At 69.1% G+C, this 26,106-nt stretch carries 27 protein-coding genes and 1 riboswitch; of the genes, 15 read left to right on the forward strand and 12 right to left on the reverse strand.

The window, feature by feature from the left end:
• Nucleotides 1–69 precede the first annotated feature (69 nt).
• Genes KCI33_RS10655 through KCI33_RS10685 form a run of 7 tightly spaced genes read right to left on the reverse strand, consistent with a single transcriptional unit; the run spans nucleotide 70 to nucleotide 6,477 of the window.
• Entirely contained in the window at nucleotides 70–1,263 is a 1,194-nt protein-coding gene (locus tag KCI33_RS10655) for an MFS transporter (RefSeq protein WP_212524845.1), read from the reverse strand.
• Between the two features lie 23 nt (nucleotides 1,264–1,286).
• Complete coding sequence (locus KCI33_RS10660; protein ID WP_212524771.1) at nucleotides 1,287–2,003, reverse strand: alpha/beta hydrolase; 717 nt, start codon at nucleotides 2,001–2,003, stop codon at nucleotides 1,287–1,289.
• Nucleotides 1,996–2,787 carry a 3-oxoadipate enol-lactonase gene (gene pcaD / locus KCI33_RS10665; protein ID WP_212524772.1) on the reverse strand — a complete coding sequence of 264 codons (792 nt, stop codon included), beginning with the start codon at nucleotides 2,785–2,787 and terminating at the stop codon, nucleotides 1,996–1,998. The genes KCI33_RS10660 and pcaD overlap by 8 nt, the downstream gene beginning before the upstream one ends.
• Before the next feature lie 3 nt (nucleotides 2,788–2,790).
• The gene (locus KCI33_RS10670) at nucleotides 2,791–3,981 is read right to left on the reverse strand and encodes an endonuclease/exonuclease/phosphatase family protein (protein ID WP_212524773.1); all 1,191 of its coding nucleotides are present in this window, start codon (nucleotides 3,979–3,981) and stop codon (nucleotides 2,791–2,793) included.
• A complete protein-coding gene (locus KCI33_RS10675) occupies nucleotides 3,978–4,973 on the reverse strand; it encodes a threonine/serine dehydratase (RefSeq protein ID WP_212524774.1) in 996 nt (331 codons plus the stop codon). The genes KCI33_RS10670 and KCI33_RS10675 overlap by 4 nt, the downstream gene beginning before the upstream one ends.
• Complete coding sequence (locus tag KCI33_RS10680; protein ID WP_212524775.1) at nucleotides 4,970–5,794, reverse strand: alpha/beta hydrolase; 825 nt, start codon at nucleotides 5,792–5,794, stop codon at nucleotides 4,970–4,972. Before KCI33_RS10680 ends, KCI33_RS10675 begins: the two co-directional genes overlap by 4 nt.
• The gene (locus tag KCI33_RS10685) at nucleotides 5,791–6,477 is read right to left on the reverse strand and encodes a haloacid dehalogenase type II (protein ID WP_212524776.1); all 687 of its coding nucleotides are present in this window, start codon (nucleotides 6,475–6,477) and stop codon (nucleotides 5,791–5,793) included. The genes KCI33_RS10680 and KCI33_RS10685 overlap by 4 nt, the downstream gene beginning before the upstream one ends.
• Nucleotides 6,478–6,652: 175 nt before the next feature.
• Here KCI33_RS10685 and KCI33_RS10690 point away from each other — a divergent pair, with 175 nt between their 5' ends.
• The gene (locus KCI33_RS10690; protein WP_212524777.1) at nucleotides 6,653–7,081 is read left to right on the forward strand and encodes a peptidylprolyl isomerase; all 429 of its coding nucleotides are present in this window, start codon (nucleotides 6,653–6,655) and stop codon (nucleotides 7,079–7,081) included.
• 65 nt (nucleotides 7,082–7,146) lie between these two features.
• Nucleotides 7,147–7,746: a hypothetical protein gene (locus tag KCI33_RS10695; protein ID WP_212524778.1), complete on the forward strand. Its 600-nt coding sequence runs from the start codon at nucleotides 7,147–7,149 to the stop codon at nucleotides 7,744–7,746.
• A 203-nt stretch (nucleotides 7,747–7,949) separates the two neighbouring features.
• Here KCI33_RS10695 and KCI33_RS10700 read toward each other — a convergent pair whose 3' ends face one another.
• From KCI33_RS10700 to fabA, 3 genes are read right to left on the reverse strand one after another with little or no spacing between them, the layout of a single operon-like run.
• Nucleotides 7,950–8,738, reverse strand: a complete 789-nt coding sequence (locus KCI33_RS10700) for an SDR family oxidoreductase (protein WP_212524846.1) — start codon at nucleotides 8,736–8,738, stop codon at nucleotides 7,950–7,952.
• A 6-nt stretch (nucleotides 8,739–8,744) separates the two neighbouring features.
• Nucleotides 8,745–9,974 carry a beta-ketoacyl-ACP synthase I gene (gene fabB / locus KCI33_RS10705; protein WP_212524779.1) on the reverse strand — a complete coding sequence of 410 codons (1,230 nt, stop codon included), beginning with the start codon at nucleotides 9,972–9,974 and terminating at the stop codon, nucleotides 8,745–8,747.
• Nucleotides 9,975–9,996: 22 nt separating this feature from the next.
• A complete protein-coding gene (gene fabA / locus KCI33_RS10710; protein ID WP_212524780.1) occupies nucleotides 9,997–10,506 on the reverse strand; it encodes a bifunctional 3-hydroxydecanoyl-ACP dehydratase/trans-2-decenoyl-ACP isomerase in 510 nt (169 codons plus the stop codon).
• A gap of 154 nt (nucleotides 10,507–10,660) precedes the next feature.
• Between fabA and irrA the strand changes: the two genes are divergently transcribed.
• Nucleotides 10,661–11,101, forward strand: coding sequence for an iron response transcriptional regulator IrrA (gene irrA, locus KCI33_RS10715; RefSeq protein ID WP_212524781.1), 441 nt, complete (start codon nucleotides 10,661–10,663; stop codon nucleotides 11,099–11,101).
• Here the strand turns inward: irrA and KCI33_RS10720 are convergent.
• A complete protein-coding gene (locus tag KCI33_RS10720; RefSeq protein WP_212524782.1) occupies nucleotides 11,063–12,280 on the reverse strand; it encodes a cation:proton antiporter in 1,218 nt (405 codons plus the stop codon). The genes irrA and KCI33_RS10720 overlap by 39 nt on opposite strands.
• Before the next feature lie 7 nt (nucleotides 12,281–12,287).
• Complete coding sequence (locus tag KCI33_RS10725) at nucleotides 12,288–13,157, reverse strand: glycosyltransferase family 2 protein (protein WP_212524783.1); 870 nt, start codon at nucleotides 13,155–13,157, stop codon at nucleotides 12,288–12,290.
• A 121-nt stretch (nucleotides 13,158–13,278) separates the two neighbouring features.
• On the opposite strand from KCI33_RS10725, the gene miaB reads away from it, so the two are divergent.
• From miaB to rpsA, 12 genes are all read left to right on the forward strand, one after another.
• Complete coding sequence (gene miaB / locus KCI33_RS10730) at nucleotides 13,279–14,604, forward strand: tRNA (N6-isopentenyl adenosine(37)-C2)-methylthiotransferase MiaB (protein ID WP_212524784.1); 1,326 nt, start codon at nucleotides 13,279–13,281, stop codon at nucleotides 14,602–14,604.
• A gap of 279 nt (nucleotides 14,605–14,883) precedes the next feature.
• On the forward strand, nucleotides 14,884–15,381 hold the full coding sequence (locus KCI33_RS10735) for an OmpA family protein (RefSeq protein ID WP_249139029.1): 498 nt from the start codon (nucleotides 14,884–14,886) through the stop codon (nucleotides 15,379–15,381).
• 13 nt (nucleotides 15,382–15,394) lie between these two features.
• On the forward strand, nucleotides 15,395–15,697 hold the full coding sequence (locus tag KCI33_RS10740) for a hypothetical protein (protein ID WP_212524786.1): 303 nt from the start codon (nucleotides 15,395–15,397) through the stop codon (nucleotides 15,695–15,697).
• Nucleotides 15,698–15,846: 149 nt separating this feature from the next.
• Nucleotides 15,847–16,863: a PhoH family protein gene (locus KCI33_RS10745; RefSeq protein ID WP_212524787.1), complete on the forward strand. Its 1,017-nt coding sequence runs from the start codon at nucleotides 15,847–15,849 to the stop codon at nucleotides 16,861–16,863.
• A 123-nt stretch (nucleotides 16,864–16,986) separates the two neighbouring features.
• Nucleotides 16,987–17,484: an rRNA maturation RNase YbeY gene (ybeY, locus tag KCI33_RS10750; RefSeq protein WP_212524788.1), complete on the forward strand. Its 498-nt coding sequence runs from the start codon at nucleotides 16,987–16,989 to the stop codon at nucleotides 17,482–17,484.
• A 37-nt stretch (nucleotides 17,485–17,521) separates the two neighbouring features.
• Nucleotides 17,522–18,400, forward strand: coding sequence for a hemolysin family protein (locus KCI33_RS10755; protein WP_212524789.1), 879 nt, complete (start codon nucleotides 17,522–17,524; stop codon nucleotides 18,398–18,400).
• A 5-nt stretch (nucleotides 18,401–18,405) separates the two neighbouring features.
• Nucleotides 18,406–19,899 (forward strand): apolipoprotein N-acyltransferase, encoded by a 1,494-nt coding sequence (gene lnt, locus KCI33_RS10760; RefSeq protein WP_212524790.1) that lies wholly within the window; start codon nucleotides 18,406–18,408, stop codon nucleotides 19,897–19,899.
• 37 nt (nucleotides 19,900–19,936) lie between these two features.
• Nucleotides 19,937–19,986, forward strand: a riboswitch (SAM-SAH riboswitch).
• A gap of 6 nt (nucleotides 19,987–19,992) precedes the next feature.
• On the forward strand, nucleotides 19,993–21,159 hold the full coding sequence (metK, locus tag KCI33_RS10765) for a methionine adenosyltransferase (protein WP_212524791.1): 1,167 nt from the start codon (nucleotides 19,993–19,995) through the stop codon (nucleotides 21,157–21,159).
• Between the two features lie 85 nt (nucleotides 21,160–21,244).
• The gene (locus tag KCI33_RS10770) at nucleotides 21,245–21,958 is read left to right on the forward strand and encodes a tRNA (guanine(46)-N(7))-methyltransferase TrmB (RefSeq protein ID WP_212524792.1); all 714 of its coding nucleotides are present in this window, start codon (nucleotides 21,245–21,247) and stop codon (nucleotides 21,956–21,958) included.
• Nucleotides 21,959–22,068: 110 nt separating this feature from the next.
• Complete coding sequence (aroA, locus tag KCI33_RS10775; protein WP_212524793.1) at nucleotides 22,069–23,421, forward strand: 3-phosphoshikimate 1-carboxyvinyltransferase; 1,353 nt, start codon at nucleotides 22,069–22,071, stop codon at nucleotides 23,419–23,421.
• Nucleotides 23,418–24,026, forward strand: coding sequence for a (d)CMP kinase (cmk, locus tag KCI33_RS10780; protein WP_212524794.1), 609 nt, complete (start codon nucleotides 23,418–23,420; stop codon nucleotides 24,024–24,026). Before aroA ends, cmk begins: the two co-directional genes overlap by 4 nt.
• A gap of 210 nt (nucleotides 24,027–24,236) precedes the next feature.
• A complete protein-coding gene (gene rpsA, locus KCI33_RS10785) occupies nucleotides 24,237–25,916 on the forward strand; it encodes a 30S ribosomal protein S1 (protein ID WP_212524795.1) in 1,680 nt (559 codons plus the stop codon).
• Nucleotides 25,917–26,106: the final 190 nt, after the last annotated feature.

The following is a 26,106-nucleotide window of genomic DNA, read 5'->3' on the forward strand; positions in this document are numbered from 1 at the left end:
CCTGTTCTGCGGCCAGTCTGGGCATGGCCGGAGGGCGGGGCAAGCCCCCTTGTGCTGCGGGCACAGGGCTCAGCGCGCGTCCTGCGCGGCGGGTTCGGCGGCGAAGACCACGGCGCAGACCAGCATCAGAAGGGCGGCCAGCAGGAACGGCGCGCCGGGCAGCTGCAGCGGCGCGCCCGGGGCGGTGAAGGCGCTGAAGGTGGCGGTCATCACCAGCGGCGACAGGATCGCCGCCAGCGCCTTGGTCGAGGTCACCGCGCCCTGCAGCGCGCCCTGCGCGTCGTCGCCCACCCGCTGCGACATCATCCCCTGCAGCGCCGGCGTCGCCATGAAGCCCAGCGCCGCCAGCGGGATCAGGCCGAGCGCCAGCGCGCCGTCCCCGATGCCGGAAAGGATGGCGAAGGCCAGCAGGCTGAAACCGAGTCCGGCCAGCACCGTCCGCCGCTCGCCGAAGGATGCGAGCACCGGGCGGATCAGCCAGCCCTGCACCGCCGCGCTGGACAGGCCGAAGGCGGCCAGAGACAGCCCCACCATCGCCGGCGCCCAGCCGAACCGCGCCTGGGTGAAGAATGCCCATGTCGCGGGATAGACGATGAAGGCGAAGTCGTAGAGGAAGACCAGCACGAACAGCCGCCCCAGTCCGGGCAGCGCGCGCATCTGGCGCAACGCGCCCAGCGGGTTGGCGCGGGACAGGCGGAAGCGGCGGCGGGTGCGGTCGTTCACCGTCTCCGGCAGAACGGCGAGGCCGAGCGCGAAATTCGCCCCCGCCAGCAAGGCCGCGGCGTAAAAGGGCGCGCGCGGGCCCAGTTGTCCCAGCAGCCCGCCCAGCGCCGGCCCCAGGACGAAGCCCAGGCCGAAGGCCGCGCCGACGAGGCCGAAACGCGCGGATTTCTCCGCGGGCGCCGAGATGTCGGCGACGAAGGCCGTGGCGGTGGATTGCGTGGCCGCGCTGATGCCGCCCACCACGCGCCCGGCCAGCAGCCACCAGATGGACCCGGCCAGTGCCATCACCAGGTAATCGGCCGCCATGACCGCCATCGAGATCAGCAGGACCGGCCGCCGCCCGTAGCGGTCCGACAGGTTGCCGGTCAGCGGCCCGAACAGGAACTGCATCACGGCGAAGGCGGTCGAAAGAACCCCGCCCCACAGCGCGGCATCGGCCAGCGTGCCGCCGGTGACGTCGCGGATCAGGCCGGGCAGGACCGGCACGATCAGTCCGATCCCCATCGCGTCGATCACCAGCGTCAGCAGGATGAATCCCATCGCGCCGGGGCCGGGCCCCGGTCTCACAGCTTGTCCAGTATCTCGGCCAGGGCCGCGGGCGCGGTGATCTGCGGCAGGTGCCCGCCGGGCAGGCTGAGCATCTGGTCGCAGGGCGTCTCGCTGGCCATCGTCCGTTGCAACTCGGGTGTGATGGTGCGGTCGTCCTCGCAGAGGATGTAGACGCGGGGGACCGTGCCGAAGCGCGCCGCGGTCAGCTGCACGGGGTCGGTCTGGGCCTTGTTCGATTGCGGCCCCAACCCCTGCTGGACCTGCCGCCTGGCCGCGCCGCTGGCGTTCTGACAGAGGTATTCCACCGCCAGTTCGGGGTCGAGAACGGTCGTCCCCTTCTCCGGGCCGGGGCGCACGGCCGCGCCGATGGTGGGCGCCTCGCGCTTTTTCAGCGACAGCAGGCTGTCGCCGTCGCGCGGCAGGAAGGCGCAGAGATAGACCAGCTTGCGGATGCGCTCGGGTGCCAGTTCGGCCGCGGCGGAGATCGCCATGCCGCCCATGGAATGGCCGACCAGCAGCGCGGGCGGGCCCTTTTCCAGCTCCGCGACGATGCGGGCGGCGTAATCGGCCAGCCGGACCGTCCCGGGCGGGGTGGGGTCGTCGCCGTGGCCGGGCAGGTCGATCGCCGCGACCTCATGGCCCCTGCGTTCGAGCAGGCGCGCGACGCCGCGCCAGCTGTCGGCCCGGCCCCAGGCGCCGTGGATCAGGAGGATGCGCGAAGGCTCAGACATGGCCGGTCTCCGTCAGGAAGGTGGTCAGCGCCGCGGCGAAGTCCCGCGGCCTGTCCACGCAGGGCAGGTGGCCCGCGCCGCGGATCAGGCAAAAGCGCGAGCCAGGGATTAGCCCGGCGGTTTCGCGCACCATGTCGGGCGGCGTCGAGCCGTCCTCGCTGCCCGCGATTGCCAGCGTCGGCAGGCGCAGCCGGGCGGTGCTTTCGTAAAGGTCGGTCTCGGCGATGGCGGCGCAACAGCCCAGATAGCCCTCGACCGGGGTGGACAGCAGCCGCGCCCGCGTCGCGGCAAAGGCCGGGTCGTCGTGGAAGCGCCTCGGGAACCAGCGCGCCAGCGTCGCCGCGCCGAGCGCCGCCATGCCGCCCGCCCGCAGCTGTTCCATACGGTCGCGCCAGATCTGCGAGGTGCCGATCTTGGTCGCGGTGTTCGACAGCACCAGCGCGCGCACCTGATCGAGACGTTCGGCCGCCAGCCCCTGTGCGATCATCCCGCCGAGAGAGACGCCCACCACCATCGCCTCGCGCACCTTCAGCCGGTCGAGCAAGGCGGCGACATCGCCCACCAGGTCGCCCATGTAATACTCGCCCGCCGGGCAGGGCGACCGCCCGTGCCCGCGCAGATCGACCCGGATCACCCGCAGGCCGGGCGGCAGCAGCGGCAGCACCGCGTCCCACAGGTGCAGATCGGTGCCGAGCGCATGCAGGAACAGCAGCGGCGCCCCCCCGGGATCGCCCTCGTCGAGGTAATGCAGCACGATGCCGCCGATGTCGCCGGGCATCCGCATGGCTCAGTCCCGCATCCGGATATGCGCCATCACCTGTCCGTGGTCCGAGGCCAGCTTGTTGTAGGGCGCCTCGGGGTGGGCGCCGTCGGTCAGGTGGTCGTTGAAGGCGCTGAAATATTCCATGTCCCCGATCCGCTTGTCGTAATCGGGGTGGAAATGCCGCGACAGCAGGATCTGGTCGAAGCTCTCGTAAGCCCCGCCATAGGCGGTGGTGTAGACCATGTCGCGCAGGCTCTTGCGGACGAAGAGTTGCTCGGCCGAATGCAGGCGCACGCGCTCGACGCTGTCGCGGATCTGCGCGGCCTCCTCCGCGGTGTAGCGGTCGTCGGGGGCGGTGGCGTTGTGGCGCTCCATCCAGGCGTAGTTGATGAAGGGCGCCTCGCCGGTGACGATCTCGGTCGAGACGGCGTTCTCGCCGTCGTTGATGTCGCCCAGAACGATGACGGGGCGGCCCTTGTCCAGTTCCTCGAGCACCAGCTTGCGCAGCACCCAGGCCTCTGCCATGCGCCGCAGCGCCGCGCGCAGGGCGCCCAGCATCCGGCCGGCGGAATCGTAGCGCAGCAGGTCGATCTCGCGCGCGAACGGCTCCCCCTCGGGGCGGATGAACTCGCCCATCTTCGATTTCAGGTGGCAGTTGAACACGGTGATCAGCCGCTTGCCCGCCGGCACCCGCACCTTGAGGATGGGGCGCGACAGGCGGGTGAGGGTGAAATGCCCCGCGTCGCCGCCGCCGAATTCGGCGAAGGGGATCCGCAGCGGCGCGTCCAGCACCTGCACCACTTCGGGGTCCTCGGCAAAGCCCCGGCGCGACAGGATGGCGAGGCCGGGGCGGCGCTGCCCCGGCGGCCCGTCGGCGATGTTGGGGGCGAAGGCGAGATCGGCCTCGGAATAGGGCTCATAGGCGAGTTTGCGGAAGATCACCTTGCGGCGGTAGGGCTTGCCCCTGCCGGGCTGGGTGGCGGAGTTCGACGCCAGGCCGCGCGCGTCGGCCTCCTTGATCACCTCCAAGAGCGGCTTTTCCTCGAACACCTCCTGAAAGCCCACGATATCGGCGTCCATCGTCACCAGCTGGTCGGCCAGCCAGTCCTGCTTCCAGGCGTATTCCTCGGGGGTGTATTGCTCAAAGCGGTAGAATTCCTGATCCGGGCCGATCAGGTTCTTGGCGTTGAAGGTGGCGATGGTGAAGGCCGTCATGCCGTCTCCCCGAACCGTTCCAGCGCGGCGCGGTAGACGCCGGCATCGACATTGCCGCCCGAGGCGATAACCACCACCGCGTCGCCGCTGACCGCCTCGGGGCGGAACAGCGCCGCGGCCAGCGCCACCGCGCCGCCCGGCTCCAGCACGATCTTGAGCCGGTTGAAGGCCGCCGCCATGGCGCGCTGCGCCTCCTCGTCGGTGACGACGAGGCCGGGGCCGCAGAGGCGCGACATGATCGGAAAAGTGATATTTCCGGGTTGCGGCGTCAGGATTGCATCGCAGAGGGAGCCCGATGTCCGTTCGTTTCGTGCTATCCGTCCCTGGGCCAGCGACCGCGCGGTGTCGTCGAAACCCTCCGGCTCGACGGTGCGCGGGCGCAGCCCCGGGGCGCGTGCCTCCAGCGCCAGCGCTATGCCCGAGGTCAGCCCGCCGCCGCCGCAGCAGATCAGCACGTCGCCCCCGGTCACGCCTTCCGCGGCGGCCTGTTCGGCGATCTCCAGCCCGATCGTGCCCTGGCCGGCGATCACCAGCGGCTCGTCATAGGGCTTGATCAGGGTCAGGCCGCGCTCTTGCGCCAGTTTTGTGCCGATCGCCTCGCGGTCCTCGCCGGCCACGCGATCGTAAAGCACCACCTCGGCGCCCATGGCGCGGGTGTTGGCGATCTTCAGCTTGGGTGCGTCGGCGGGCATGACGATGACGGCGGGGATGCCGTGGCGCTGGGCGGCGCGGGCCACGCCCTGCGCGTGGTTGCCGGTGGAAAAGGCGATCACGCCGCGCGCGCGACGATCCTCGGGCAGGGCCGAGACCGCCGACCACGCGCCGCGAAACTTGAACGAGCCGGTGTGCTGCAGGCATTCGGGCTTCACCAGGACCCGCCGCCCGGCGATCTCGTCGAGGAAGGGCGAGGACAGCAGCGGCGTGCGACGCGCGTTCCCCGCAAGCCGTTCGGCGGCGGCCTCGATCATCTCGATATTCACGGCTTCGGTCATGGCAGTCTCTCCAGGAAGGCGCGGATGGCGGCGAGGCTTTCCACCTCGTCGAGGAAGGGGATATGCGCGCGGCCGGGCACCTCGGCAAAGATCATGTCGGGGCGGCGGCGGCGCATCTCGGCGGCGGTCTCGGGCGACAGCAGGTCGGAATTGGCGCCGCGGATCAGCGCCACGGGCTTGCCCGCCAGCGCGTCGAAACACGGCCACATGTCGGGCGCCTCGGCGTCATAGGCGGCGAGGAAGGCGTCGCGCAGCGCCGGGTCGTAGGTGATTTCCAACCCCTCGGCGGTCTGGACGTAATGCTTCGCGGCCTCTTCGCGCCAGCGGTTGGCGGGCACGTTGGCGAAGCCCTCCATGACTTGGGGCATGGCCGCGGCGGCCTGCTCCAGCGTCCGGGCGCGCGGGTTGCGGCCGACATAGTCGGCGATGCGCTCCAGCCCCGCGCGCTCCACCACCGGGCCGACATCGTTCAGGCAGAGCCCGGTCAGCCGCTCCGGGGCCGTGGCCGCGATCAGCATCCCGATCAGCCCCCCGCGCGAGGTGCCCAGGATCGGCGCCGCCCCGATCCCGAGGTGATCGAGCAGTTCCAGCGCGTCCCGAGCCTCGCGCGGCACGGTATAGGTTTCGGCCCCCGTCCACTGGCTCGCCCCCCGGCCGCGGCTGTCGAGGCAGATCATCCGCGCCTCCTCCAGATGCGGCGCGAGATAGTCGAAATCGGCCATGGTCCGGGTCAGGCCAGACAGGCAGAGCAGCGCCGGTCCCTCGCCACGGATGCGATAGGCCAGCCGCGCGCCGTCGGAGGCGGTGAAAAACCGCATCACAGCCCCTCTGCCAGCGCGGGGATGCCGGTGAGGTCGCTCAGCACATGGGCCGGCCGCCAGGGCAGCCGGTCTACAGGCTGTCCCGCGCGGTTGACCCAGGCGGTGGTGAAGCCGTAGCCCGCCGCGCAGCCCGCATCCCAGCCGTTCGACGACACGAACAGGACCTCTGCCTTGTCGCAGCCGAAGCGCGCCCTCACCAGGTCGTAGACCGACGGGTGCGGCTTGAATACGCCCACGCTTTCCACCGACAGCACGTCGTCCAGCAGATCGCCGATCCCGGCGGAGCTGACCGCGCCCTCCAGCATCTCGGGTGAGCCGTTGGACAGGATCGCGGTGTTCATCCCCGCCGCCTTCAGCCGGGTCAGCATGGCGGGCACCTCGGGATAGGCGGCCAGTTCCCAGTAAAGCGCCAGCAGCCGCGCGCGCAGCCCCGCGTCGTTCAGACCCGCGGCCTCCATCGCCCAGTCGAGCCCGTCCTGCGTGACGGTCCAGAAATCGGCATGCGCGCCCGTCACCGCCCGCATCCAGCTGTATTCCAGCTGTTTCGCCCGCCAGTCGGCGGCAAGCCTCGGCCAGGCCTCGGCCAAGGCCTCGGAGCCGGGCTCCTGCGCGGCTTGGCGCGCCGCGGCGCTGACGTCGAAAAGCGTGCCATAGGCGTCGAAAACGCAGGTTGTGATGGTCATCCTGTCCTCCCCTTTTGGGGCAGAGTGGCACAGCCCCCGCCGCCGCGAAAGGGGTGAGATCGGCCCGGTTGTGCATCCGGCGCGGGGCCGGTAGACTAGCCCCACGCCAAGAGCACCTGCGCCACGCGCGCGGCCTCTGCAAACCCATCCCCCGCACATGAAAGAGAGACACGCGATGGCGCAAGTCAAATCGGGCGACACGGTCCGCATCCATTACACCGGCACGCTGACGGACGGCACGGTTTTCGACAGCTCCGAAGGGCGCGAGCCGCTGGAATTCACCGTCGGTTCCGGCCAGATCATTCCCGGCCTCGACAAGGCCCTGCCGGGCATGGCCGTCGGCGAGAAGAAAACCGTGGTCGCCGTCGCCGACGAGGCCTATGGCCAGCCTGACCCGAACGCGCGCCAGGCGATCCCGCGCGACCAGATCCCGGCGGACATCCCGCTTGAGGTCGGCCTGATGCTGGAGATGCGCACGCCGCAGGGCCAGTCGATGCCTGTCACCGTGGCCGAGCTGACCGATGACAGCGTGACGCTGGACGCCAACCACCGGCTGGCCGGCCACGACCTGACCTTCGCGATAGAGCTGGTCGAGATCGTCTGACCCTTCGGCATGGCCCTTTGCCGCGGCATGTGCTGAAATGCGCCGATGCCGGGGAGGGCCATGCCATGCCGCCAGCGATGGAACGCCTGCTGGGCCGCATCCGCGAGTTGCAGGAGGCGGTTCAGGAGGAGATCGAGGAACGCCGCGCCGAGTTCCGCTATCGCGTCGAACGCGGGCGCGTGGTGTTCGAGGACGACATGCGGCGGCGCCACCGCGAACTGCGCGAGGGCTGGCTGAGCTTTCTCAAGCGCACGCGGCCGATGGTGGTGCTGACCGCGCCGGTGATCTATTCGCTGATCCTGCCGCTGGCTCTGCTCGACCTGTTCGTGAGCCTCTACCAAGCCATCTGTTTCCCGGTTCACGGCATCGAGAAGGTCCGGCGCGGCGACTACATCGCCATCGACCGCCACCAGCTGGGCTATCTCAACGGGCTGCAAAAGCTGAACTGCGTCTATTGCGGTTATGCCAACGGGCTGATCGGCTATGCCCGCGAGATCGCCTCGCGCACCGAGGAATACTGGTGCCCGATCAAGCATGCCCGCCGCATCGAGGAGCCGCATGCCCGCTATGGCAGCTTTGTCGAGTTCGGCGATGGCGAGGGGTTCCGCGAGAACCTGTCGCGCCGCCTGCGCGAACAGGCGGACCGGCGGCGGGGCGGGGGCTGAGCCTCCGCATGCCAGAGGTGCCACGGCCCGGCGCGGCCTCTCGCCGGGCGGGCCCGCTTGTCCGAAGCCCCGCCCACCGCGGGCGGACGCTGCCCGCCTTGCGCCGCCGCCGTCCCCGGAAAAGAAGACGGCGCGCCGACTGGGTGGCGCGCCGTCTGCAGCATTCCCGACAGCTGGCCTGCGGGGGCTGAGCCGCCCCGGCCTTACAGGTTCTCCGGCTGCGGCATGCCTAGGACGTGGTAGCCGCCATCGACCCGGATGATCTCGCCGGTGGTGCAGTTGCCGTGGTCCGAGGCCAGGTAGACCGCGGTGCCGCCGATCGCCTCGAGCGTCGCGTTGTGGCGCAGCGGCGCGTTGGCCTCGGTCTGGCGGAAGGTCTTGCGCGCGCCACCGATGGCCGCGCCGGCCAGTGTCTTCATCGGGCCGGGCGAGATCGCGTTCACGCGGATGCCCTGCGGCCCGAGGTCGTTGGCCAGATAGCGCACCGCCGATTCCAGCGCCGCCTTGGCCACGCCCATCACGTTGTAGAAGGGCGTCACCCGGTTGGAGCCCTGGTAGGTCAGGGTGATGATCGAGCCGCCCTGCGGCATCAAGGGCACGGCCCGCTTGGCCACGTCGATCAGCGAGTAGCAGGAGATCGTCAGCGAGTTGCGGAAATTCTCGCGGGTGGTGTCGACGAAGCGGCCGGTGAGCTCGTTCTTGTCGGAATAGGCGATGGCGTGGACCACGAAGTCGATCGTGCCCCATTCCGCCTTCAGCCGGTCGAACGCGGCGTCCAGCGAGGCGTCGTCCGTGACGTCCACATCGACCAGGATGTTCGAGCCCAGCGACTGGGCCAGCGGCAGGACGCGCTTGCCGAAAGCCTCCCCCTGGTAGCTGAAGGCCAGCTCGGCCCCCTCGGCATGCAGTGCCTTTGCAATCCCCCATGCGATGGACCGGTCGTTGGCGACGCCCATGACCAGGCCGCGCTTCCCCTTCATGAGATCAGGCATCATGTCCTATCCGTGATATTTGCTCAGAGCGATCGAGCCGTTGGTGCCGCCGAAGCCGAAGGAGTTGGACATCACCGTGTCCAGACCGGCGTTTTCGACCAGCGTCGTGGCGACCTCGCCCGGCTGGATCGCCGGGTCCAGCGTTTCGACATTGATCGAGGGGGCGATGAAATCATGTTCCAGCATCAGCAGGCTGAACACCGCCTCCAGCGCGCCGGCGGCGCCCTGGGCGTGGCCGGTCAGCGACTTGGTGGAGCTGATCGGCGGGGTGTTGCACTCGCCGAAGACCCGGCGCACGGCCAGCACCTCGCCCACGTCGCCCACTGGCGTCGAGGTGCCATGCGCGTTGATATAGCCGACCTTGCGGTCCGCGGGCAGGGTCTGCAGCGCCAGCCGCATCGCGCGCTCGCCGCCCTCGCCCGAGGGGGCCACCATGTCGTGCCCGTCCGAGGTTGCGGCGAAGCCGGTAACCTCGGCGTAGATCCTGGCGCCGCGGGCGCGGGCGTGCTCCAGCTCCTCCAGAACGAGGATGCCGCCGCCGCCCGAGATGACGAAACCGTCGCGGTCGGCGTCGAAGGCGCGCGAGGCTTGCTGCGGCGTGTCGTTGAACTTGCTCGACATCGCGCCCATCGCGTCGAACAGGCACGACAGGGTCCAGTCCAGTTCCTCGCCGCCGCCGGCGAACATCACGTCCTGCTTGCCCATCATGATCTGCTCGGCGGCATTGCCGATGCAATGCAGCGAGGTCGAGCAGGCCGAGGTGATGGAATAGTTGATGCCCTTGATGCGGAAGGCCGTCGCCAGGTTGGCCGAGATCGTCGAGCTCATGCATTTGGGCACCGCGAAGGGGCCTATCCGCTTGGTCGCGCCGGTCTGGAGCACGGTCTGATGCGCGGCGAACATGGCGCTGGTCGAGGGCCCGCCGGAACCGGCCACAAGCCCGGTGCGCGGGTTCACGATGTCGCTTTCCTCAAGCCCGGAATCCGCGATCGCCTGTTGCATCGCGATATGGGCATAGGCCGCGCCCGGCCCCATGAAGCGCAGCGCGCGCTTGTCGATATGTTCGGCCGGGTCGATGTCGATCGCCCCCGCGACCCGGCTGCGGAAGCCGTGTTCGGCCATCGCCTCGTTGGCGGTGATGCCTGACCGGCCGGCCTTCAGCGCGGCGGTCACCTCCTCGGCATTGTTCCCGATGGACGAGACAATCCCCAGCCCTGTTACGACCACGCGACGCATGGCGCACTCCTCTCGTTTTGGATCAGTTCTCGGACAGAGCGACCTTCATGTCCTTGACCTGATAGATCACTTCGCCATCGGCCTCGACCCGGCCATCGGCCACGCCCATGGTCAGGCGGCGGGTCTGAATGGCCTTGGTGAAATCGACGTAATAGGTCAGCATCTTGCGGTCGGGGCGGACCATGCCGGTGAGCTTCACCTCGCCCACGCCCAGCGCGTAGCCGCGCCCCTGCCAGCCGCGCCAGCCCAGGTTGAAGCCGGTCAGCTGCCACAGCCCGTCCAGTCCGAGGCAGCCGGGCATGATCGGGTTGCCGGGGAAATGGCATTCGAAGAACCACAGGTCGGGGTGGATGTCGAACTCGGCCACCACATGGCCCTTGCCATGCGCGCCGCCATCGGCGCTGATCTCGGTGATCCGGTCCATCATCAGCATGGGCGGCGCGGGCAGCTGCGCGTTGCCGGGGCCGAACAGCTCACCCCGCGCGCATTTCAGTAGATCGTCCTTGTCGAAACTCGTCGGATAGTCGGCCATCCAGCCCCGCCCCTTCACGCTGTGCTTGTATGTCAGCCCCCCGTGTAGCACCGGGCCGGAAGGGCATGCAATAGCGCCTCGGCCCGGCGGGGGGGGATGTCCCGGCGCGAAAATGAATTGAAACGGGCCCGAGTTGCCCTGTATATGCAGCCTTATGGACAAGAAAAACGCCATCCCCACGGGCCCCGAGGCGGCCGAACGCGGCGCGGCCTGGCTGGCCGGCGCCGGTCTGCGGCCGACGCGCCAGCGCGTGGCGCTGGCGGCGCTGCTGGTCGGGGACGGGCAGGATTGCCATGTGACCGCCGAGAGTCTTTTTTCCGCGGTGAGCGCGGCCGGCGAGAAAGTGTCGCTGGCCACCGTCTACAACACGCTGCGCGCCTTCTGCGACGCCGGGCTGATGCAGGAGGTGATGGTCGACGGCACCAAGTGCTATTTCGACACCCGCACCGACGATCACCCGCATTTCTTCTGGGAAGACGAGGGGCGGCTCAGCGATGCGCCGGTCGAGCAGCTCGAGATCACCCGCCTTCCGCAGGCCCCCGACGGCGCGAGGATCTCAAAGGTCGACGTCGTGATCCGGCTGCGCCGCAGCTGAGCCGGCGCGGGCGCGCCGCGGCCCGGCCTCTCCCGATTTCAGCAGCGCCAGGCGGGTCAGCACCGGCCCGGCCAGTTCGAACACCACGGTGGTGGCCACGGTGACGGTGAGCAGCGGCGCCGCATATGCCGGCATTGCATGCGCGGCGACCAGCGCCATGCCCAGCGCCACGCCCGCCTGCGGCGTCAGCGCCAGCCCTACCAGCCGCGCCTCGCGCCGCGCCATGCCGCCCAGCCGGGCCCCGATCCAGCCGCCCGCCATCCGGCCCAGCACCCGCAGCGCCACGAAGGCCAGCGCCAGCCAGCCCGCGCCGCCCAGCCCCGACAGGTCCACCGTCGCCCCGGCCAGCACGAAGAACACGATCACGAAGGGCCAGCTGGCCTGTTCGATGGCGCGGAAGGGGCGTTCGTGGTGCCGGGCGAGGTTCACGATCACGGCGCCGGCGGTCATGCCCACCAGCAGGAGCGACACCTCCAGCCACAGCGAGACCCCGGCGCAGAGCAGCACCAGCCCCAGCGCCTCGGCGAGCGTCGGCTCGCCGGGGCGGATGCGCCCGGTCAGATAGGCCGCGGGCAGGCCGATGGCCAGGCCCGCCAGCGCGGCCCGGCCGACCTCGGCCAGCCCCTGCGCCAGCCCGCCGGCCGCGCCGCCCGCGCTGGTGGCGACCAGCCCCAGCAGCACCGAGAACACGATCACCCCCCAGGCGTCGTCGATCGCGACCACGCCCAGCAGCGTCTTGCTCAGTGGGCCGTCGGCGCGCATCTCGGTGATTACCTCGCGGGTGGCGGCCGGGTCGGTGGCGAGCCCCACGCCGCCCAGCAGCAGCGCCAGCGCCAGCGGCGCGCCCAGCAGCCACAGCCCGCCCGCGATCAGCGCCAGCGAGACCACCGTCACGGCGATCGACACGCTCAGGATCGCCCGCCCGCGCGCCGCCAGCGCTGCCCGGGACAGCTCTCCGCCCAGCAGGAAGGCGATCATGGTCAGGGTCAGCTGCGCGGTGATCGCCTGCCACTCCGCGGCATCGATCGGCAGCAGGTCCACCCCCGACGGCCCGATCCCCAGTCCGAACAGCACCAGCAGGGTGATATGCGGCAGCCGCGTCAGCCGCCCCAGCGCGTCCAGCCCCAGGCTGATCAGCAGCAGCAGGCCGAGGGTGATCAGCAGCAGGCTCAGGTCCATGCCGCGCTCACACCCATTGCCCCGGTTCCATCAGCCCGAGATCCAGCAATTGCCGCGAGGTCCAGTCGAACTCGACCGAATTGTGCCACCTGAAGCTGGGGATGTCGAAGGTCGAGCCGGGGTTCAGCTTCAGCGCCTTGGCGGTGCGGAACGAGCACACCGCCGCCGTCAGGTTGTGGTGCCAGGGGCAGGCGTAGGTGTTGTATTCCTCGTCGTTGAAGGTGTGGTTGGGGCGCAGCCGGAGCCCCGGCCTGGCGCGGAACAGGGAGATCCGGTCGATCTTGCGCCGGTCCTCGGGGACGTGCTCCTCAAAGCGCCAGCGCAGGCCGCCGAAGAAGTCCAGCTGCCGCTCCTTCGGGTGGTCGTGGTTGTCGGGGTCGGGCCGGGCCAGCGCGTAATAGCCCGACCTGTCCAGAAGGGCGGTTTCCAGCGACACCGCATTGGGAAAGGTGCCGAGGTCGCTGGCATAGAGGTCGATGACATAGGTCAGCATCGCGTCGCGCCGTTCCTCGGCATGAAAGGCCAGCATCTCGCCCACGGTGCGGCTCTCGCAGAACGGGTAGAACAGGTATTCGGCGTTGTAGCAGTAATAGAGCCACTGGCCCGGCGCGGCGTCGATCACCCGGTTGACCGCCTGCACCAGCACGCCCTCGCGGTGCACGTCCATGTTCACCCGCTCCACCCGCGCGGCCAGGTCGTCGGTCAGCTCCAGCTCGGCCGGGGCGAGCAGCACCAAAGTCCTGAACCCGATATTGAGGTGATGGCGGATCGTGGTGTCGACCTCGACCAGATCCTCGGCCATGATGACGGCGACCGGGCCGTTGGCCAGGGCCGCCTTGCCCCTGTCCAGAAATGCCTCCAGCCCTTCATAGGTCATGTTCTGCCCCGCCGCTCTGGCCGTTTTGCGGCAAAACTCCGCCAAATCGGGGGGCATTGCAAGCGTTGCGGGCGGGGCGCGCTTTGTGTAGAGGGGCGGCTTGAGACCGGGAAGGCATGTCATGACCCAAGCGAAGAAGCTCTACATCAAGACCTATGGCTGTCAGATGAACGTCTACGACAGCGAACGCATGGCCGAGGCGCTGGGCGGGCAGGGCTATGTGGAGACCTCCTCGCCGGAGGATGCGGACATGATCCTGCTCAACACCTGCCACATCCGCGAGAAGGCCGCCGAGAAGGTGTATTCCGAACTGGGGCGGTTCAAGGGGCTGAAGGCCGCGAAACCCGAACTGAAGATCGGCGTGGCGGGCTGCGTCGCCCAGGCCGAGGGCGAAGAGATCATGCGCCGCCAGCCGATGGTCGATCTCGTGGTCGGCCCGCAGAGCTATCACCGCCTGCCCGAGCTGGAGGCCAGGGCCGGGGCCGGGCAAAAGGCGCTCGACACCGATTTCCCCGTCGAGGACAAGTTCGACCACCTCAGCGACCGGCCCAAGGCCAAACGCGGCCCCACGGCCTTTCTCACCGTGCAGGAGGGCTGCGACAAGTTCTGCGCCTTCTGCGTGGTGCCCTACACCCGCGGCGCGGAGGTCAGCCGCCCCGCCGCGCGCGTGCTGGCGGAGGCGCGCGACCTGGTGGAGCGCGGGGTGCGCGAGATCACGCTGCTGGGCCAGAACGTCAACGCCTATCACGGCGCGGGACCGGACGGCGACTGGGGCCTCGCCCGGCTGATCCGCGAGCTGGCGAAGATCGACGGCCTGGAACGCATCCGCTACACCACCTCGCACCCGAACGACATGGGCGACGACCTGATCGCGGCGCATGGCGAGGTGGCGGAGCTGATGCCCTATCTGCACCTGCCGGTGCAGTCGGGCAGCGACCGCATCCTCAAGCGGATGAACCGCAGCCACACCGCCGAACAATACCTGCGCCTGATCGAGCGCATCCGCGCCGCCCGCCCCGACATCCTGCTGTCCGGCGATTTCATCGTCGGCTTCCCCGAGGAAACGGAGGCGGATTTCCAGGCCACCCTCGCCCTGGTCGAGGCGGTGCGCTACGGCCAGTGCTATTCCTTCAAATACTCGCCGCGCCCCGGCACCCCCGCGGCCGAGCGCGCGCTGGTGGACGAGGCCGAGGCCTCGGAGCGGCTGCAGCGGCTGCAGGCGCTGCTGAGCCGCCAGCAGGCCGAGATCCAGGCCGCCATGGTGGGCCGCGAGGTGGGGGTGCTGTTCGAGAAGCCCGGCCGCCTCGACGGGCAGCTGGTGGGCAAGTCCGACCACCTGCACGCGGTCCATGCCCAGGCGCCCGAGGCCCTGCTGGGCCGCATCGCGCGGGTCAAGATCGTGGACAGCGCGCCGAACTCGCTGGCCGGGGTCGTGCTGGACGCCTGAGGTCGCCGCAAAATTGCCGATATTGCCGGTGAAAACGGGCGATTGTTCTGGCAATCGCCCGACAATACCGTCGTTTCTTTGTGAATGTTGCGAAAACAGCCACAATATGTGGTAAAACTTTCTTCACATGAATACGAAATTTGCTACTCTCCCGCGCATTATGCGGTGGGGTCTTCAGGAGCGGATGTTCCCGTCCTTCCGCTGCACAACAGGCAGAGGATGGAAGCTGTGGGTAAGGGTATTTTCACGACATTTCACGTGGCGCTCGCCGCGGGGGCGCTGGCCCTGGCCGCGACCTCCGCGCAGGCCGGGCAGGCGGGCGAACGCTACGTTCCCACCATCTGGGTCGATCCCGACGGGTGCGAGCACTGGGTGATGGATGACGGGGCGGAGGGCTTCATGTCGCCGCATGTCAACCGCCAGGGCATCCCGGTCTGCCGCCGCGGCAATGTCTGCGGGGTGATGAACTCCGACCAGCTGTTCGCCACCGACAAGTCCTATATCAGCCCCGCCGGGCAAGAGCGCCTGCGCAAGTTCTTCAAGGAGGCCACGGCGAGCGCATTCGTGATCGCCGGTCATACCGACAGCCGCGCCTCGGACGAATACAACATGGCCCTGTCCATGCGCCGCGCCAATGCCGTGGCCCAGGTGGCCAATGGCGTGGGCGCGAATGTCGTCGATGTGCGCGGCTACGGCGAGCGGATGCCGCGCGCCACGAACTCCACCGCCGCCGGGATGCAGCAGAACCGCCGCGTCGAGATCATTTGCATCAAGTGAGGAGAGCAGACCGATGAACATCACCAAGGGACTCGCCCTGCTCGCCGCCGCCGCGACGCTGGCCGCCTGCGACATCACCCCCGCCGACAAGTCGGTCGACCGCCACCTCGGCGGCAGCCAGGATCTGAGCCATCTCAAGGCCGGGATCTGGGTCGATCCCAACGGCTGCGACCACTGGATCATCGACGACGGGGTCGAGGGCTACCTGTCGCAGCGGCTCGACAAATACGGCAAGCCGGTCTGTTCGGGCGTGGCCGAGCCGAACACCGCCGTCGGCCCCTTCAAGGAGGGCGGCGAGATCGCCGACACGCTGTAGCCGCGCGGAACCGATGCGCCACGGGCCGCCCCGGCAGAGGGGGGCGGCCCTTTTTCTTGCCGAAAACGCCCCTCCGGGCAGCGCGCGCTTGCGGAGAGGCGCCGGGGTTGGCACCATGAGCGTGCAAGCTCTAGCCAACGGAGTCGTATTTGGGCATCAGCGCTCTGACCCCCCCGACCAACGCCGGAGACGTTCACGAAACGCTTCTGGAATTCCCTGACAACCGCCTTCTCATCGACCTGTGCGGCGAATTCGACCGCAACCTCGCACAGATCGAGCACAAGCTGGACGTGCATATCCTGCGCCGGGGCAACCAGCTGGCCGTGGTGGGCGAGGGCGACGCGCGCGGCCGCGCCGTGGTCGTCCTGCAGGAGCTTTACGGCAAGCTGGAGGCGGGCCGGGGCATCGACGCCGGCGATATCGACGGCACGATTCGGCTGGGCGATTCCGGCAAGGGCACCGGCATCCGCGATGGCGACCAGATGGAGCTGTTCAAGGGCGGCCGGGTCGAGATCAACACCCGCAAGAAACTGGTTGAGCCGCGCACCGAGGCGCAGAAGACCTATGTCCAGGCGCTCTACCGCAACGAACTGGCCTTCGGTATCGGCCCCGCGGGCACCGGCAAGACCTATCTCGCGGTGGCGGTGGCGGTGAACATGTTCATCGGTGGCCATGTCGACAAGATCATCCTCTCCCGCCCCGCGGTCGAGGCCGGCGAGCGGCTGGGCTTCCTGCCCGGCGACATGAAGGAAAAGGTCGATCCCTACATGCAGCCGCTCTACGACGCGCTGCACGATTTCCTGCCGGGCAAGCAATTGGCCCGGCTGATCGAGGAAAAGCAGATCGAGATCGCGCCGCTGGCCTTCATGCGGGGGCGGACGCTGGCCAATGCCTTCGTGGTGCTGGACGAGGCGCAGAACGCCACCACCATGCAGATGAAGATGTTCCTGACCCGGCTGGGCGAGGGCTCGCGCATGGTGATCACCGGCGACCGTTCCCAGGTGGACCTGCCGCGCGGCGTGGCCTCGGGGCTGGCCGACGCCGAGGCGCTGTTGAAGGGGATCGACAACATCGCCTTCAACTATTTCACGTCCAAGGACGTGGTGCGTCACCCGCTTGTGGCCAGGATCATCGAGGCCTATGACAAGGCCGATGCAAAGGCGTGAACGGCCCCCGCCGGACGCTAGGAATCTTCGGAAGATTTTTGGCGCAGTATTTTCGGAAAATCCTGCGCGCGGCCTGCGGTCGCAGGGCGGGTCTCCGTCGCGGGCGGGATAGGGCAGCAGGACATGCATGTTGAGACCATCATCGAAGACGACCGCTGGACCGGCGCGGCCTTGTCCGAGGCCGCGCAGTCGGCCTGCGCGGCGACCCTGTCCCATCTCGGGCTGGAGGGCGATTACGAGATCAGCCTGCTGGGCTGCGACGACGCGCGCATCGCCGTTCTGAACGCCGATTTCCGCGACAAGCCGACCCCCACCAACGTGCTGAGCTGGCCCTCGGAGGAGCGCGGCGCCGAGGGCGACGGCGACATGCCCGAGCCGCCGGGCGCAGGCCTGACCGGCATGCCCGAGGAGCTGGGCGACATCGCCGTCGCCTACGAGACCTGCGCGCGCGAGGCCGAGGAGCTGGGCAAGCCGCTGGCCGATCATGTCACGCATCTGCTGGTGCATGGCTGCCTGCACCTGTTGGGTTTTGATCACATCCGCCCGGGCGACGCTGCGCTGATGGAGCGGCTTGAGGTGGAAATACTTGCAACCCTTGGGGTCGCTGACCCATATGAATGATACGGGCGCAGCCCGGTCAGTGATTTGGAAAGGAAAGATGGGCGAAGACGACGGGTCTTCTATGGCGGCGCAACGCGCGCCGGACACAGAAACAGAAGAGACTCCCGGCCTCCTGGGCCGCTTGTTCGGGGCGCTGCGCGCGCCCTCGGAAAATGAAACGGCCTATTCCCCCGAGGCCGCGCCCGCCTATGGCGCGGCCGTGTCGTTGGGCATGGGCAACCTGCGCCGGCTGCGGGTCGAGGACGTGGCCATCCCCAAGGTGGAAATCGTGGCGGTGCCCGTCGAGATCGGTCTCGACGAGCTGGTCCAGCAATTCCGTGAATCCGGCCTGACCCGGCTGCCCGTCTATGACGGCACGCTGGATACGCCGGTGGGGCTGGTGCATCTCAAGGACGTGGCGCTGCGGCACGGGTTCAACGGCGTCTCCGCGCCCTTCGATCTGCGCGAGATGGTGCGCCCGCTGCTTTTCGTGCCGCCCTCGATGCCGATCGGGGTGCTGCTGCAGAAGATGCAGAGCGAGCGGATGCACATGGCACTGGTGATCGACGAATATGGCGGTGTCGACGGGCTGGTCACGATCGAGGACCTGATCGAGCAGGTCGTGGGCGAGATCGAGGACGAGCACGACATCGACGAAGGCGAGATGTGGCTGCTGGAAAAGCCCGGCTGCTATCTGGTGCAGGCCCGTGCGCCGCTGGACGAGTTCGAGGCCGAGATCGGGCTCAAGCTGGTCGATGCGGAGGACGAAGAGGAAATCGACACCCTTGGCGGACTGGTCTTCATGATGACCGGCCGCGTGCCCGCGCGCGGCGAGGTGCTGCCGCATGACAGCGGCGCGCAGTTCGAGGTGGTCGACGCCGATCCGCGTCGGATCAAGCGGCTGCGCGTGCGCCTGCCGCAGGCGGTCGAGGCCTAGGCGCCTTGCCCCCGGCGCTGCTCGAACGGGCCGCGCGCCGGCCGGGGCTGCTCGCCTTCGGCGCCGGCGCGGTCGCGGCGGCGGGGCAGGCGCCGCTGGGCCTGTGGCCGCTGGCGCTGGCGGGCTTTGCCGGGCTGTTCGCTCTGGTCCTGCGCGCGCCCGGCCCGCTTCAGGGCGCGAAGCGCGCCTGGCTGTTCGGCGGCGGATATTTCGCCGCCGCGCTGTCCTGGATCGTCGAGCCGTTCCTGGTGGATGTCGCCCGGCATGGCTGGATGGCGCCCTTCGCGCTGCTGTTCATGAGTTTCGGGTTGGCGCTGTTCTGGGCCGCCGCCGGATGGGCGGCGGCGCGGGCGGGGACGGGGGCGCGCCGGGCGTTCGCGCTGGCCGTGGCGCTGGGCCTGGCGGAACTGGCGCGCGCCCATGTTCTCACCGGATTTCCCTGGGCGCTGATCGGGCATCTTTGGATCGGCACGCCGGTGATGCAGATGGCGGCCTTCGCCGGCGCGCATGGCCTGACGGCGCTGGCGCTGCTGGCGCTGGCGCTACCCTTCGCCTGGGGCGCGCGCGGCGCGGCGCTGGCGCTGGCGCTGGTCGGCGCGGGCTGGGGCGGGGGCGTCTGGCGCCTGGCCCGGCCGGAGCCGCAGGTCGCCGATCCGGTGCATGTGCGCCTGATCCAGCCCAATGCCGCGCAGCGCCTGAAATGGCGCCCGGACATGGTGCCGGTGTTTTTCGAGCGTCAGCTCGACTACACCGCCGCGCCCTCCGAAACGGCGCCCGACCTGATCGTCTGGCCGGAAACCGCGGTGCCCTACTTGCTGGAACGCGCCGGCGGCGCGCTGGAGCGGATCGCCGACGCCGCGGCCGGGACGCCCGTCGTCTTCGGCGTGCAGCGCCGCGATTCGGGCGGGGTCTACAACAGCCTCGCCGTTCTGGGCGGGCAGGGGGCGTTGACCCATGTCTACGACAAGCACCACCTCGTGCCCTTCGGTGAATACATCCCGCTGCGCGCGGTCGCCGCGCGGCTGGGTCTCAGCGGGCTGGCGGCGGAGTTCCTCTATGGCTACACCCCCGGGCCCGGGCCGCAGGTGCTGGACCTTGGCGCCGCGGGACGGGCGCTGCCGCTGATCTGCTACGAGGCGATCTTTCCGCAGGACCTGCGCGCCGCCACCCGGCCCGGCTGGATCCTGCAGATCACCAATGACGCCTGGTTCGGCGCGGTCTCCGGCCCATACCAGCATCTGGCGCAGGCGCGGCTCAGAGCGGTGGAGCAGGGCCTGCCGGTGCTGCGTTCGGCCAACACGGGCGTCACGGCGGTGATCGACGCCAGGGGCCGCGTGCTCGACAGCCTGCCGCTGAACACCGCCGGGCAGCTGACCGCGCCGCTGCCGCGCGCGCTGACCGCGACGCCCTATGCGCGCACCGGCGACTGGCCGTGGCTGGCGCTGTACCTCCTCGTGGCGGCGATCGCCCTCGTTCCCGCCCTGCGCAAAAGGCGTTGACGCGCGCGCGCAGGCAGCGTAAGCGGGCTTTTTGCACGAACCGCCACAACGGCTTCCTGGCGTGGCGGGGATCATCATAATGGAGCACTTCCCATGAGCCGGCAGAACTACATCTTCACCTCGGAATCCGTGTCCGAAGGTCATCCCGACAAGGTTTGCGACCGCATCTCGGACGCCATTCTCGACGCCTTCCTCGCCGAGGAGCCGCTGGCGCGCGTCGCCTGTGAGACCTTCGTGACCAGCGGCATGGTCGTGATCGGCGGCGAGGTGGGCCTGTCGGATCAGGATCGGCTGAAACGCATGATGGGCAGCATCGGCCAGATCGCCCGCGACTGCATCCGCGATATCGGCTACGAGCAGGAGAAGTTCCACTGGAACACCTGCCATGTGCTGAACTTCCTGCACGAGCAATCCGCCCATATCGCCCAGGGCGTGGACCGCGACGGCGCGGGCGACCAGGGCATCATGTTCGGCTATGCCGTGAACGAGACGCCCGAGCTGATGCCGGCGCCGATCCAGTATGCCCACGCCATCCTGCGCCGGCTGGCCGAGGCGCGCAAATCGGGGGCCGAGCCGACGCTGCGTCCGGACGCCAAATCGCAGCTTTCGGTGCGCTACGAGAACGGCAAGCCGGTGGGGGTGAGCTCGATCGTGCTCTCGACCCAGCACGCCAGCGAGGACCAGACCTCGGACGACATCCGCGCCATCGTTGAGCCCTATATCCGCGAGGTCCTGCCCGAGGGCTGGATCACCGACGAGACCGAGTGGTGGGTCAACCCCACGGGCACCTTCGTGATCGGCGGGCCCGACGGCGACGCGGGCCTCACCGGGCGCAAGATCATCGTCGACACCTACGGCGGCGCGGCCCCGCATGGCGGCGGCGCGTTCTCGGGCAAGGACCCGACCAAGGTCGACCGCTCGGCCGCCTATGCCGCGCGCTATCTCGCCAAGAACGTGGTCGCCGCGGGGCTGGCCGACCGCTGCACGCTGCAGCTGAGCTACGCCATCGGCGTGGCCAAGCCGTTGTCGATCTATATCGACACCCACGGCACCGGCATCGTGCCCGAGGCCGAGATCGAGCGCGCCGTGGGCCAAGTCATGGACCTCAGCCCGCGCGGCATCCGGGACCATCTGGACCTGTGCAAGCCGATTTACCAGCGCACCGCCGCCTACGGTCATTTCGGCCGTGAACCCGACGCCGACGGCGGCTTCAGCTGGGAGCGCACCGATCTGGTCGAGGCGCTGAAAAAGGCGATCTGAGCCTCCCGGGCTTGACCCCGCGCGCCTGCAACGCGAAAAAGCGGCCCCGGAGGCGATCCGGGGCCCTTCTCTTGATGGACGACGCATGACCGACGGCAAACACCCCTCTGGCGCGCCCTGGCGCAATTTCTACGGCCGGCTCAAGGGCAAGGGGCTGCGCAAGTCGCAGGAGGCCTTTCTCGACGAGGATCTGGCCAGGCTCTCGCCCGGGGCGGTGGACTGGGAGGCGAACCCCGAGCGCAGGCCGCTCGATCTCCAGGCGCTGTTCGGCGGGCGCGAGGTGTGGCTCGAGGTCGGTTTCGGCGGCGGCGAGCACATGGTGCATCAGGCCGCGCGGCACCCCGAGGCCGGGATCATCGGCTGCGAGCCCTTCATCAACGGTGTCGCGATGCTGTTGGGCAAGATCCGCGAGGCCGGGGTGGAGAACGTGGCGGTGCATCCCGGCGATGTGCGTGACCTCTTCGATGTGCTGCCCGATGCCTCGATCTCGCGCGCCTTCCTGCTCTATCCCGACCCCTGGCCGAAGAAGAAGCATCACCGCCGCCGCTTCGTCATGCCGGAATACCTGGAGCCGCTGGCCCGGGTGCTGAAACCCGGCGCGGCGTTCCGCGTGGCGACCGACATCCCGGACTATGTGCGCCAGACGCTGGAGCAGGTGCCGCGCCAGGGCTTCGAGTGGCTGGCCGAGCGCCCCGCAGACTGGCGCGAGCCCTGGGACGATTGGATTTCCACCCGCTACGAGCAGAAGGCGCTGCGCGAGGGCCGGGTGCCGCATTACCTGACGTTTCGCAGGCGGTGAGGGCGGGACGCCTCCGGCGGGAGTATTTTTGCCAAGAAGAAAGGGGCGCGGCGCATGGACGGGTGGGCCGCGCTGCGCTATCAGACGGCTGAGCCACAGGAGAGGTAGACATGTCCGGCCACGGTGACCCCATTCCCATGACCTCGCGCAGATCCGGCCCGCTGACCGGCGAGGCGCATGTGCCGGGCGACAAGTCGATCAGCCACCGCTCGCTGATCCTGGGCGCGCTGGCGGTGGGCGAGACCCATATCACCGGCCTGCTCGAAGGGCAGGACGTGCTGGACACGGCACGCGCGATGCGTGCCTTCGGCGCCGAGCTGACCCATCACGGCACCGGCGCGTGGACGGTCGGCGGCGTCGGCGTCGGCGGCTTTGCCGAGCCTTCGGACGTGATCGATTGCGGCAATTCGGGCACCGGCGTGCGGCTGATCATGGGGGCGATGGCGACCTCGCCCATCACCGCCACCTTCACCGGCGACGCCTCGCTGCGCGGCCGGCCGATGGGGCGGGTGACCGATCCGCTGGCGCTGTTCGGCGCGCGCGCCTATGGCCGCAGCGGCGGGCGGCTGCCGATGACCGTGGTCGGGGCGGCCGAGCCGGTGCCGGTGCGCTATACCGTGCCCGTGCCCTCGGCGCAGGTGAAATCGGCGGTTCTGCTGGCCGGGCTGAACGCGCCGGGCGAGACCGTCGTGATCGAGAAGGAGGCCACGCGCGATCACACCGAGCGGATGCTGACGGGATTCGGCGCCCAGTGCCGGGTCGAGGACAGCGAGGAGGGCCGGGTGATCACGCTGACCGGCCAGCCGGAGCTGCTGCCGCAGACCATCGTCGTGCCGCGCGATCCCAGCTCCGCCGCCTTCCCGGTCTGCGCCGCGCTGATCGTCGAGGGCTCGGACGCGCTGGTGCCCAATATCGGGCTGAACCCGACGCGGGCGGGGCTGTTCACCACGCTGCAGGAGATGGGTGCGGACCTGACCTTCGAAAACATGCGCGAGGAAGGCGGCGAGCCGGTGGCCGATCTGCGCGCGAGGTTCTCGCCGAACATGAAGGGCATCGAGGTGCCGCCCGAGCGCGCGCCTTCGATGATTGACGAATATCCGATCCTGTCGGTGGTGGCCTGTTTCGCCGAGGGCGCGACCGTGATGAAGGGCGTCAAGGAACTGCGGGTCAAGGAAAGCGACCGCATCGACGCCATGGCGCGCGGACTGGAAGCCTGCGGCGCCACCGTCGAGGAGGACGAGGACACGCTGATCGTGCACGGGATGGGGCCGGGCGGCCTGCCGGGCGGGGCGACCTGCGCCGCAAGGCTTGATCACCGGATCGCGATGTCCTTCCTCTGCGCCGGCATGGCGGCGCAGCAGCCGGTGACGGTGGATGACGCCGGGCCGATCGCCACCTCCTTCCCGGTCTTCGAGCCGCTGATGGAGAAGCTGGGCGCGCAGTTCGTTCGGGCGGGCGAATGAGCTTCACCATCGCCATCGACGGGCCTGCGGCGGCGGGCAAGGGCACGCTATCGAAGGCGGTGGCGGCGCATTTCGGCTTCGCCCATCTCGACACCGGACTGCTCTACCGCGCCACCGGGCGGCGGGTGCTGGACGGGCTCGACCCGGTGGCGGCGGCCGAAAGCCTGCGCCCCGAGGATCTGGACCGCGACGACCTGCGCACGCCCGAGGTGGCCGACGCCGCCAGCAAGGTGGCCGCGATCGCGGAGGTGCGCGCGGCGCTGGTGGATTTCCAGCGCGCCTTTGCCCGGCGCTCGGGCGGCGCGGTGCTGGACGGGCGCGACATCGGCACCGTGATTTGCCCCGAGGCGGAGGTGAAGCTCTTCGTCACGGCCAGCGCCGAGGTTCGCGCCGAGCGCCGCTATCTGGAGCTGACCGGCCAGGGGCATGCCGTGACCCGCGCGCAGGTGCTGGCCGATGTGCAGGCGCGCGACGCCCGCGACAGCGAACGCGCCACGGCGCCGCTGAAGCCGGCCGCGGACGCGGTGGTGCTGGACACCTCGGAACTGTCGATCGAGGCGGCGGTCGCCAGGGCGATCGCGGTGATCGAGGCTGCGCGCCGTTAGGGGCCTTTTTTCCAAGGGCCTTGCTCCCTCCCCGGCAACAGGGTATAGACGCCCCGTCGACAAGGCGGGAACAGCCGGATGACGCGGGCAGGGTCGGGGATAACCACCGGCCCTTCGTGTTTTTGGCGTGACCGTGCAGTGACCAACCCAAAGACCGGCGGAGACAACCGCGCGGCCAGCTAAAGCGTTAGTAAAGGAAACCGAGACCAGATGGCTCAAAACGCATCGATGGAGGAATTCGAAGCCCTCCTGCAAGAAAGCTTCGAGATCGACACGCCGCAAGAAGGCAGCGTTGTCAAAGGCCGCGTGATCGCCGTCGAGGCAGGTCAGGCCATCATCGACGTCGGCTACAAGATGGAAGGCCGCGTTGATCTGAAAGAATTCGCAAATCCCGGCGAAGCGCCGGAAATCGCCGTCGGCGACGAGGTGGAGGTGTTCCTCGACCGCGTGGAGAACGCCCGTGGCGAGGCTGTCATCAGCCGTGACAAGGCCCGCCGCGAGGAAGCCTGGGACCGCCTGGAAAAAGCCTATGCCGACGAGCTGCGCGTCGAAGGCGCGATCTTCGGCCGCGTCAAGGGTGGCTTCACCGTCGATCTGGGCGGTGCCGTGGCCTTCCTGCCCGGCTCCCAGGTTGACGTGCGCCCCGTGCGCGACGCCGGCCCGCTGATGGGTCTGAAGCAGCCCTTCCAGATCCTGAAGATGGATCGCCGCCGCGGCAACATCGTTGTCTCGCGCCGCGCCATCCTGGAAGAATCGCGTGCCGAGCAGCGCGCCGAGGTCATCGCCAAGCTCTCCGAAGGCGATGCGGTTGACGGCGTGGTCAAGAACATCACCGAATACGGTGCCTTCGTGGACCTGGGCGGTGTGGACGGCCTGCTGCACGTCACCGACATGGCCTGGCGCCGCGTCAACCACCCCTCCGAGATCCTGTCGATCGGTGAGACCGTCAAGGTCCAGGTCATCAAGATCAACAAGGACACCCACCGTATCAGCCTGGGCATGAAGCAGCTGCAGGCCGACCCGTGGGATTCGGTGGAAGCCAAGTTCCCGCTGGGCTCGGTCCACAAGGGCCGCGTCACCAACATCACCGACTACGGTGCGTTCGTTGAGCTGGAGCCCGGCGTCGAGGGCCTGGTGCACGTCTCGGAAATGTCCTGGACCAAGAAGAACGTGCATCCCGGCAAGATCGTCTCGACCTCGCAGGAGGTGGACGTCATGGTGCTGGAGATCGACACCGCCAAGCGCCGCGTGTCGCTGGGTCTCAAGCAGTGCATGCGCAACCCGTGGGAAGTCTTCGCCGAATCCCACCCCGTGGGCACCGAGGTCGAGGGCGAGGTCAAGAACATCACCGAATTCGGTCTGTTCATCGGTCTCGACGACGACATCGACGGCATGGTGCACCTCTCCGACCTGAGCTGGGATCAGCGCGGCGAAGAGGCCATCCAGAACTACCACAAGGGCGACGTGGTCAAGGCCGTGGTCACCGAGGTGGACACCGACAAGGAGCGCATCTCGCTCTCCGTCAAGGCGCTGGAAGGCGATCCGTTCGCCGAGGCCGTTGGCGGCGTGAAGCGCGGCTCGGTCATCACCGTCGAGGTCACCGCGATCGAGGATGGCGGCATCGAGGTGGAATACGAGGGCATGAAGTCCTTCATCCGCCGCTCCGACCTGTCGCGTGACCGCGCCGAGCAGCGCCCCGAGCGCTTTCAGGTCGGCGACAAGGTCGATGTCCGCGTCACCAACATCGACAGCAAGACCCGCCGTCTGGGCCTGTCGATCAAGGCGCGCGAGATCGCCGAAGAGAAAGAGGCCGTCGAACAGTATGGCTCGTCCGACTCGGGCGCCTCGCTGGGCGACATCCTGGGCGCGGCCCTGAAGGGCAACGAGTAAGCCCAAGGGCTTACCTGACCGCCTGTGAACTGGAACGGCCCCGCGATCCGCGGGGCCGTTTTCTTTTGGTCGCGCCGCGAAACCGCCCCTCGGCGCCAAACCGGACGGGCGCGGCCTCCGAATCATGCGCGTGGCTGTCCCCGCCGCGCGCGGGTGAACGCCGCGCGATTGGCCCGCGGTAGGCGTCATG

Source organism: Actibacterium sp. MT2.3-13A (assembly GCF_018139985.1).
In the GTDB taxonomy this organism is placed as follows: domain Bacteria; phylum Pseudomonadota; class Alphaproteobacteria; order Rhodobacterales; family Rhodobacteraceae; genus JAGSOU01.

Coding starts and splice junctions, on each gene's coding strand:
- KCI33_RS10695 (WP_212524778.1), top strand. CDS start 7,147: ATGCCGCCAGCGATGGAACGCCTGCTGGGCCGCATCCGCGAGTTGCAG.
- KCI33_RS10690 (WP_212524777.1), top strand. CDS start 6,653: ATGGCGCAAGTCAAATCGGGCGACACGGTCCGCATCCATTACACCGGC.
- KCI33_RS10755 (WP_212524789.1), top strand. CDS start 17,522: ATGGGCGAAGACGACGGGTCTTCTATGGCGGCGCAACGCGCGCCGGAC.
- KCI33_RS10660 (WP_212524771.1), bottom strand. CDS start 2,003: ATGTCTGAGCCTTCGCGCATCCTCCTGATCCACGGCGCCTGGGGCCGG.
- KCI33_RS10740 (WP_212524786.1), top strand. CDS start 15,395: ATGAACATCACCAAGGGACTCGCCCTGCTCGCCGCCGCCGCGACGCTG.
- KCI33_RS10725 (WP_212524783.1), bottom strand. CDS start 13,157: ATGACCTATGAAGGGCTGGAGGCATTTCTGGACAGGGGCAAGGCGGCC.
- irrA (WP_212524781.1), top strand. CDS start 10,661: ATGGACAAGAAAAACGCCATCCCCACGGGCCCCGAGGCGGCCGAACGC.
- metK (WP_212524791.1), top strand. CDS start 19,993: ATGAGCCGGCAGAACTACATCTTCACCTCGGAATCCGTGTCCGAAGGT.
- KCI33_RS10720 (WP_212524782.1), bottom strand. CDS start 12,280: ATGGACCTGAGCCTGCTGCTGATCACCCTCGGCCTGCTGCTGCTGATC.
- pcaD (WP_212524772.1), bottom strand. CDS start 2,787: ATGCGGATGCCCGGCGACATCGGCGGCATCGTGCTGCATTACCTCGAC.
- fabB (WP_212524779.1), bottom strand. CDS start 9,974: ATGCGTCGCGTGGTCGTAACAGGGCTGGGGATTGTCTCGTCCATCGGG.
- fabA (WP_212524780.1), bottom strand. CDS start 10,506: ATGGCCGACTATCCGACGAGTTTCGACAAGGACGATCTACTGAAATGC.
- ybeY (WP_212524788.1), top strand. CDS start 16,987: ATGCATGTTGAGACCATCATCGAAGACGACCGCTGGACCGGCGCGGCC.
- KCI33_RS10655 (WP_212524845.1), bottom strand. CDS start 1,263: ATGGGATTCATCCTGCTGACGCTGGTGATCGACGCGATGGGGATCGGA.
- KCI33_RS10770 (WP_212524792.1), top strand. CDS start 21,245: ATGACCGACGGCAAACACCCCTCTGGCGCGCCCTGGCGCAATTTCTAC.
- rpsA (WP_212524795.1), top strand. CDS start 24,237: ATGGCTCAAAACGCATCGATGGAGGAATTCGAAGCCCTCCTGCAAGAA.
- miaB (WP_212524784.1), top strand. CDS start 13,279: ATGACCCAAGCGAAGAAGCTCTACATCAAGACCTATGGCTGTCAGATG.
- KCI33_RS10670 (WP_212524773.1), bottom strand. CDS start 3,981: ATGACGGCCTTCACCATCGCCACCTTCAACGCCAAGAACCTGATCGGC.
- KCI33_RS10700 (WP_212524846.1), bottom strand. CDS start 8,738: ATGCCTGATCTCATGAAGGGGAAGCGCGGCCTGGTCATGGGCGTCGCC.
- KCI33_RS10685 (WP_212524776.1), bottom strand. CDS start 6,477: ATGACCATCACAACCTGCGTTTTCGACGCCTATGGCACGCTTTTCGAC.
- cmk (WP_212524794.1), top strand. CDS start 23,418: ATGAGCTTCACCATCGCCATCGACGGGCCTGCGGCGGCGGGCAAGGGC.
- KCI33_RS10675 (WP_212524774.1), bottom strand. CDS start 4,973: ATGACCGAAGCCGTGAATATCGAGATGATCGAGGCCGCCGCCGAACGG.
- aroA (WP_212524793.1), top strand. CDS start 22,069: ATGTCCGGCCACGGTGACCCCATTCCCATGACCTCGCGCAGATCCGGC.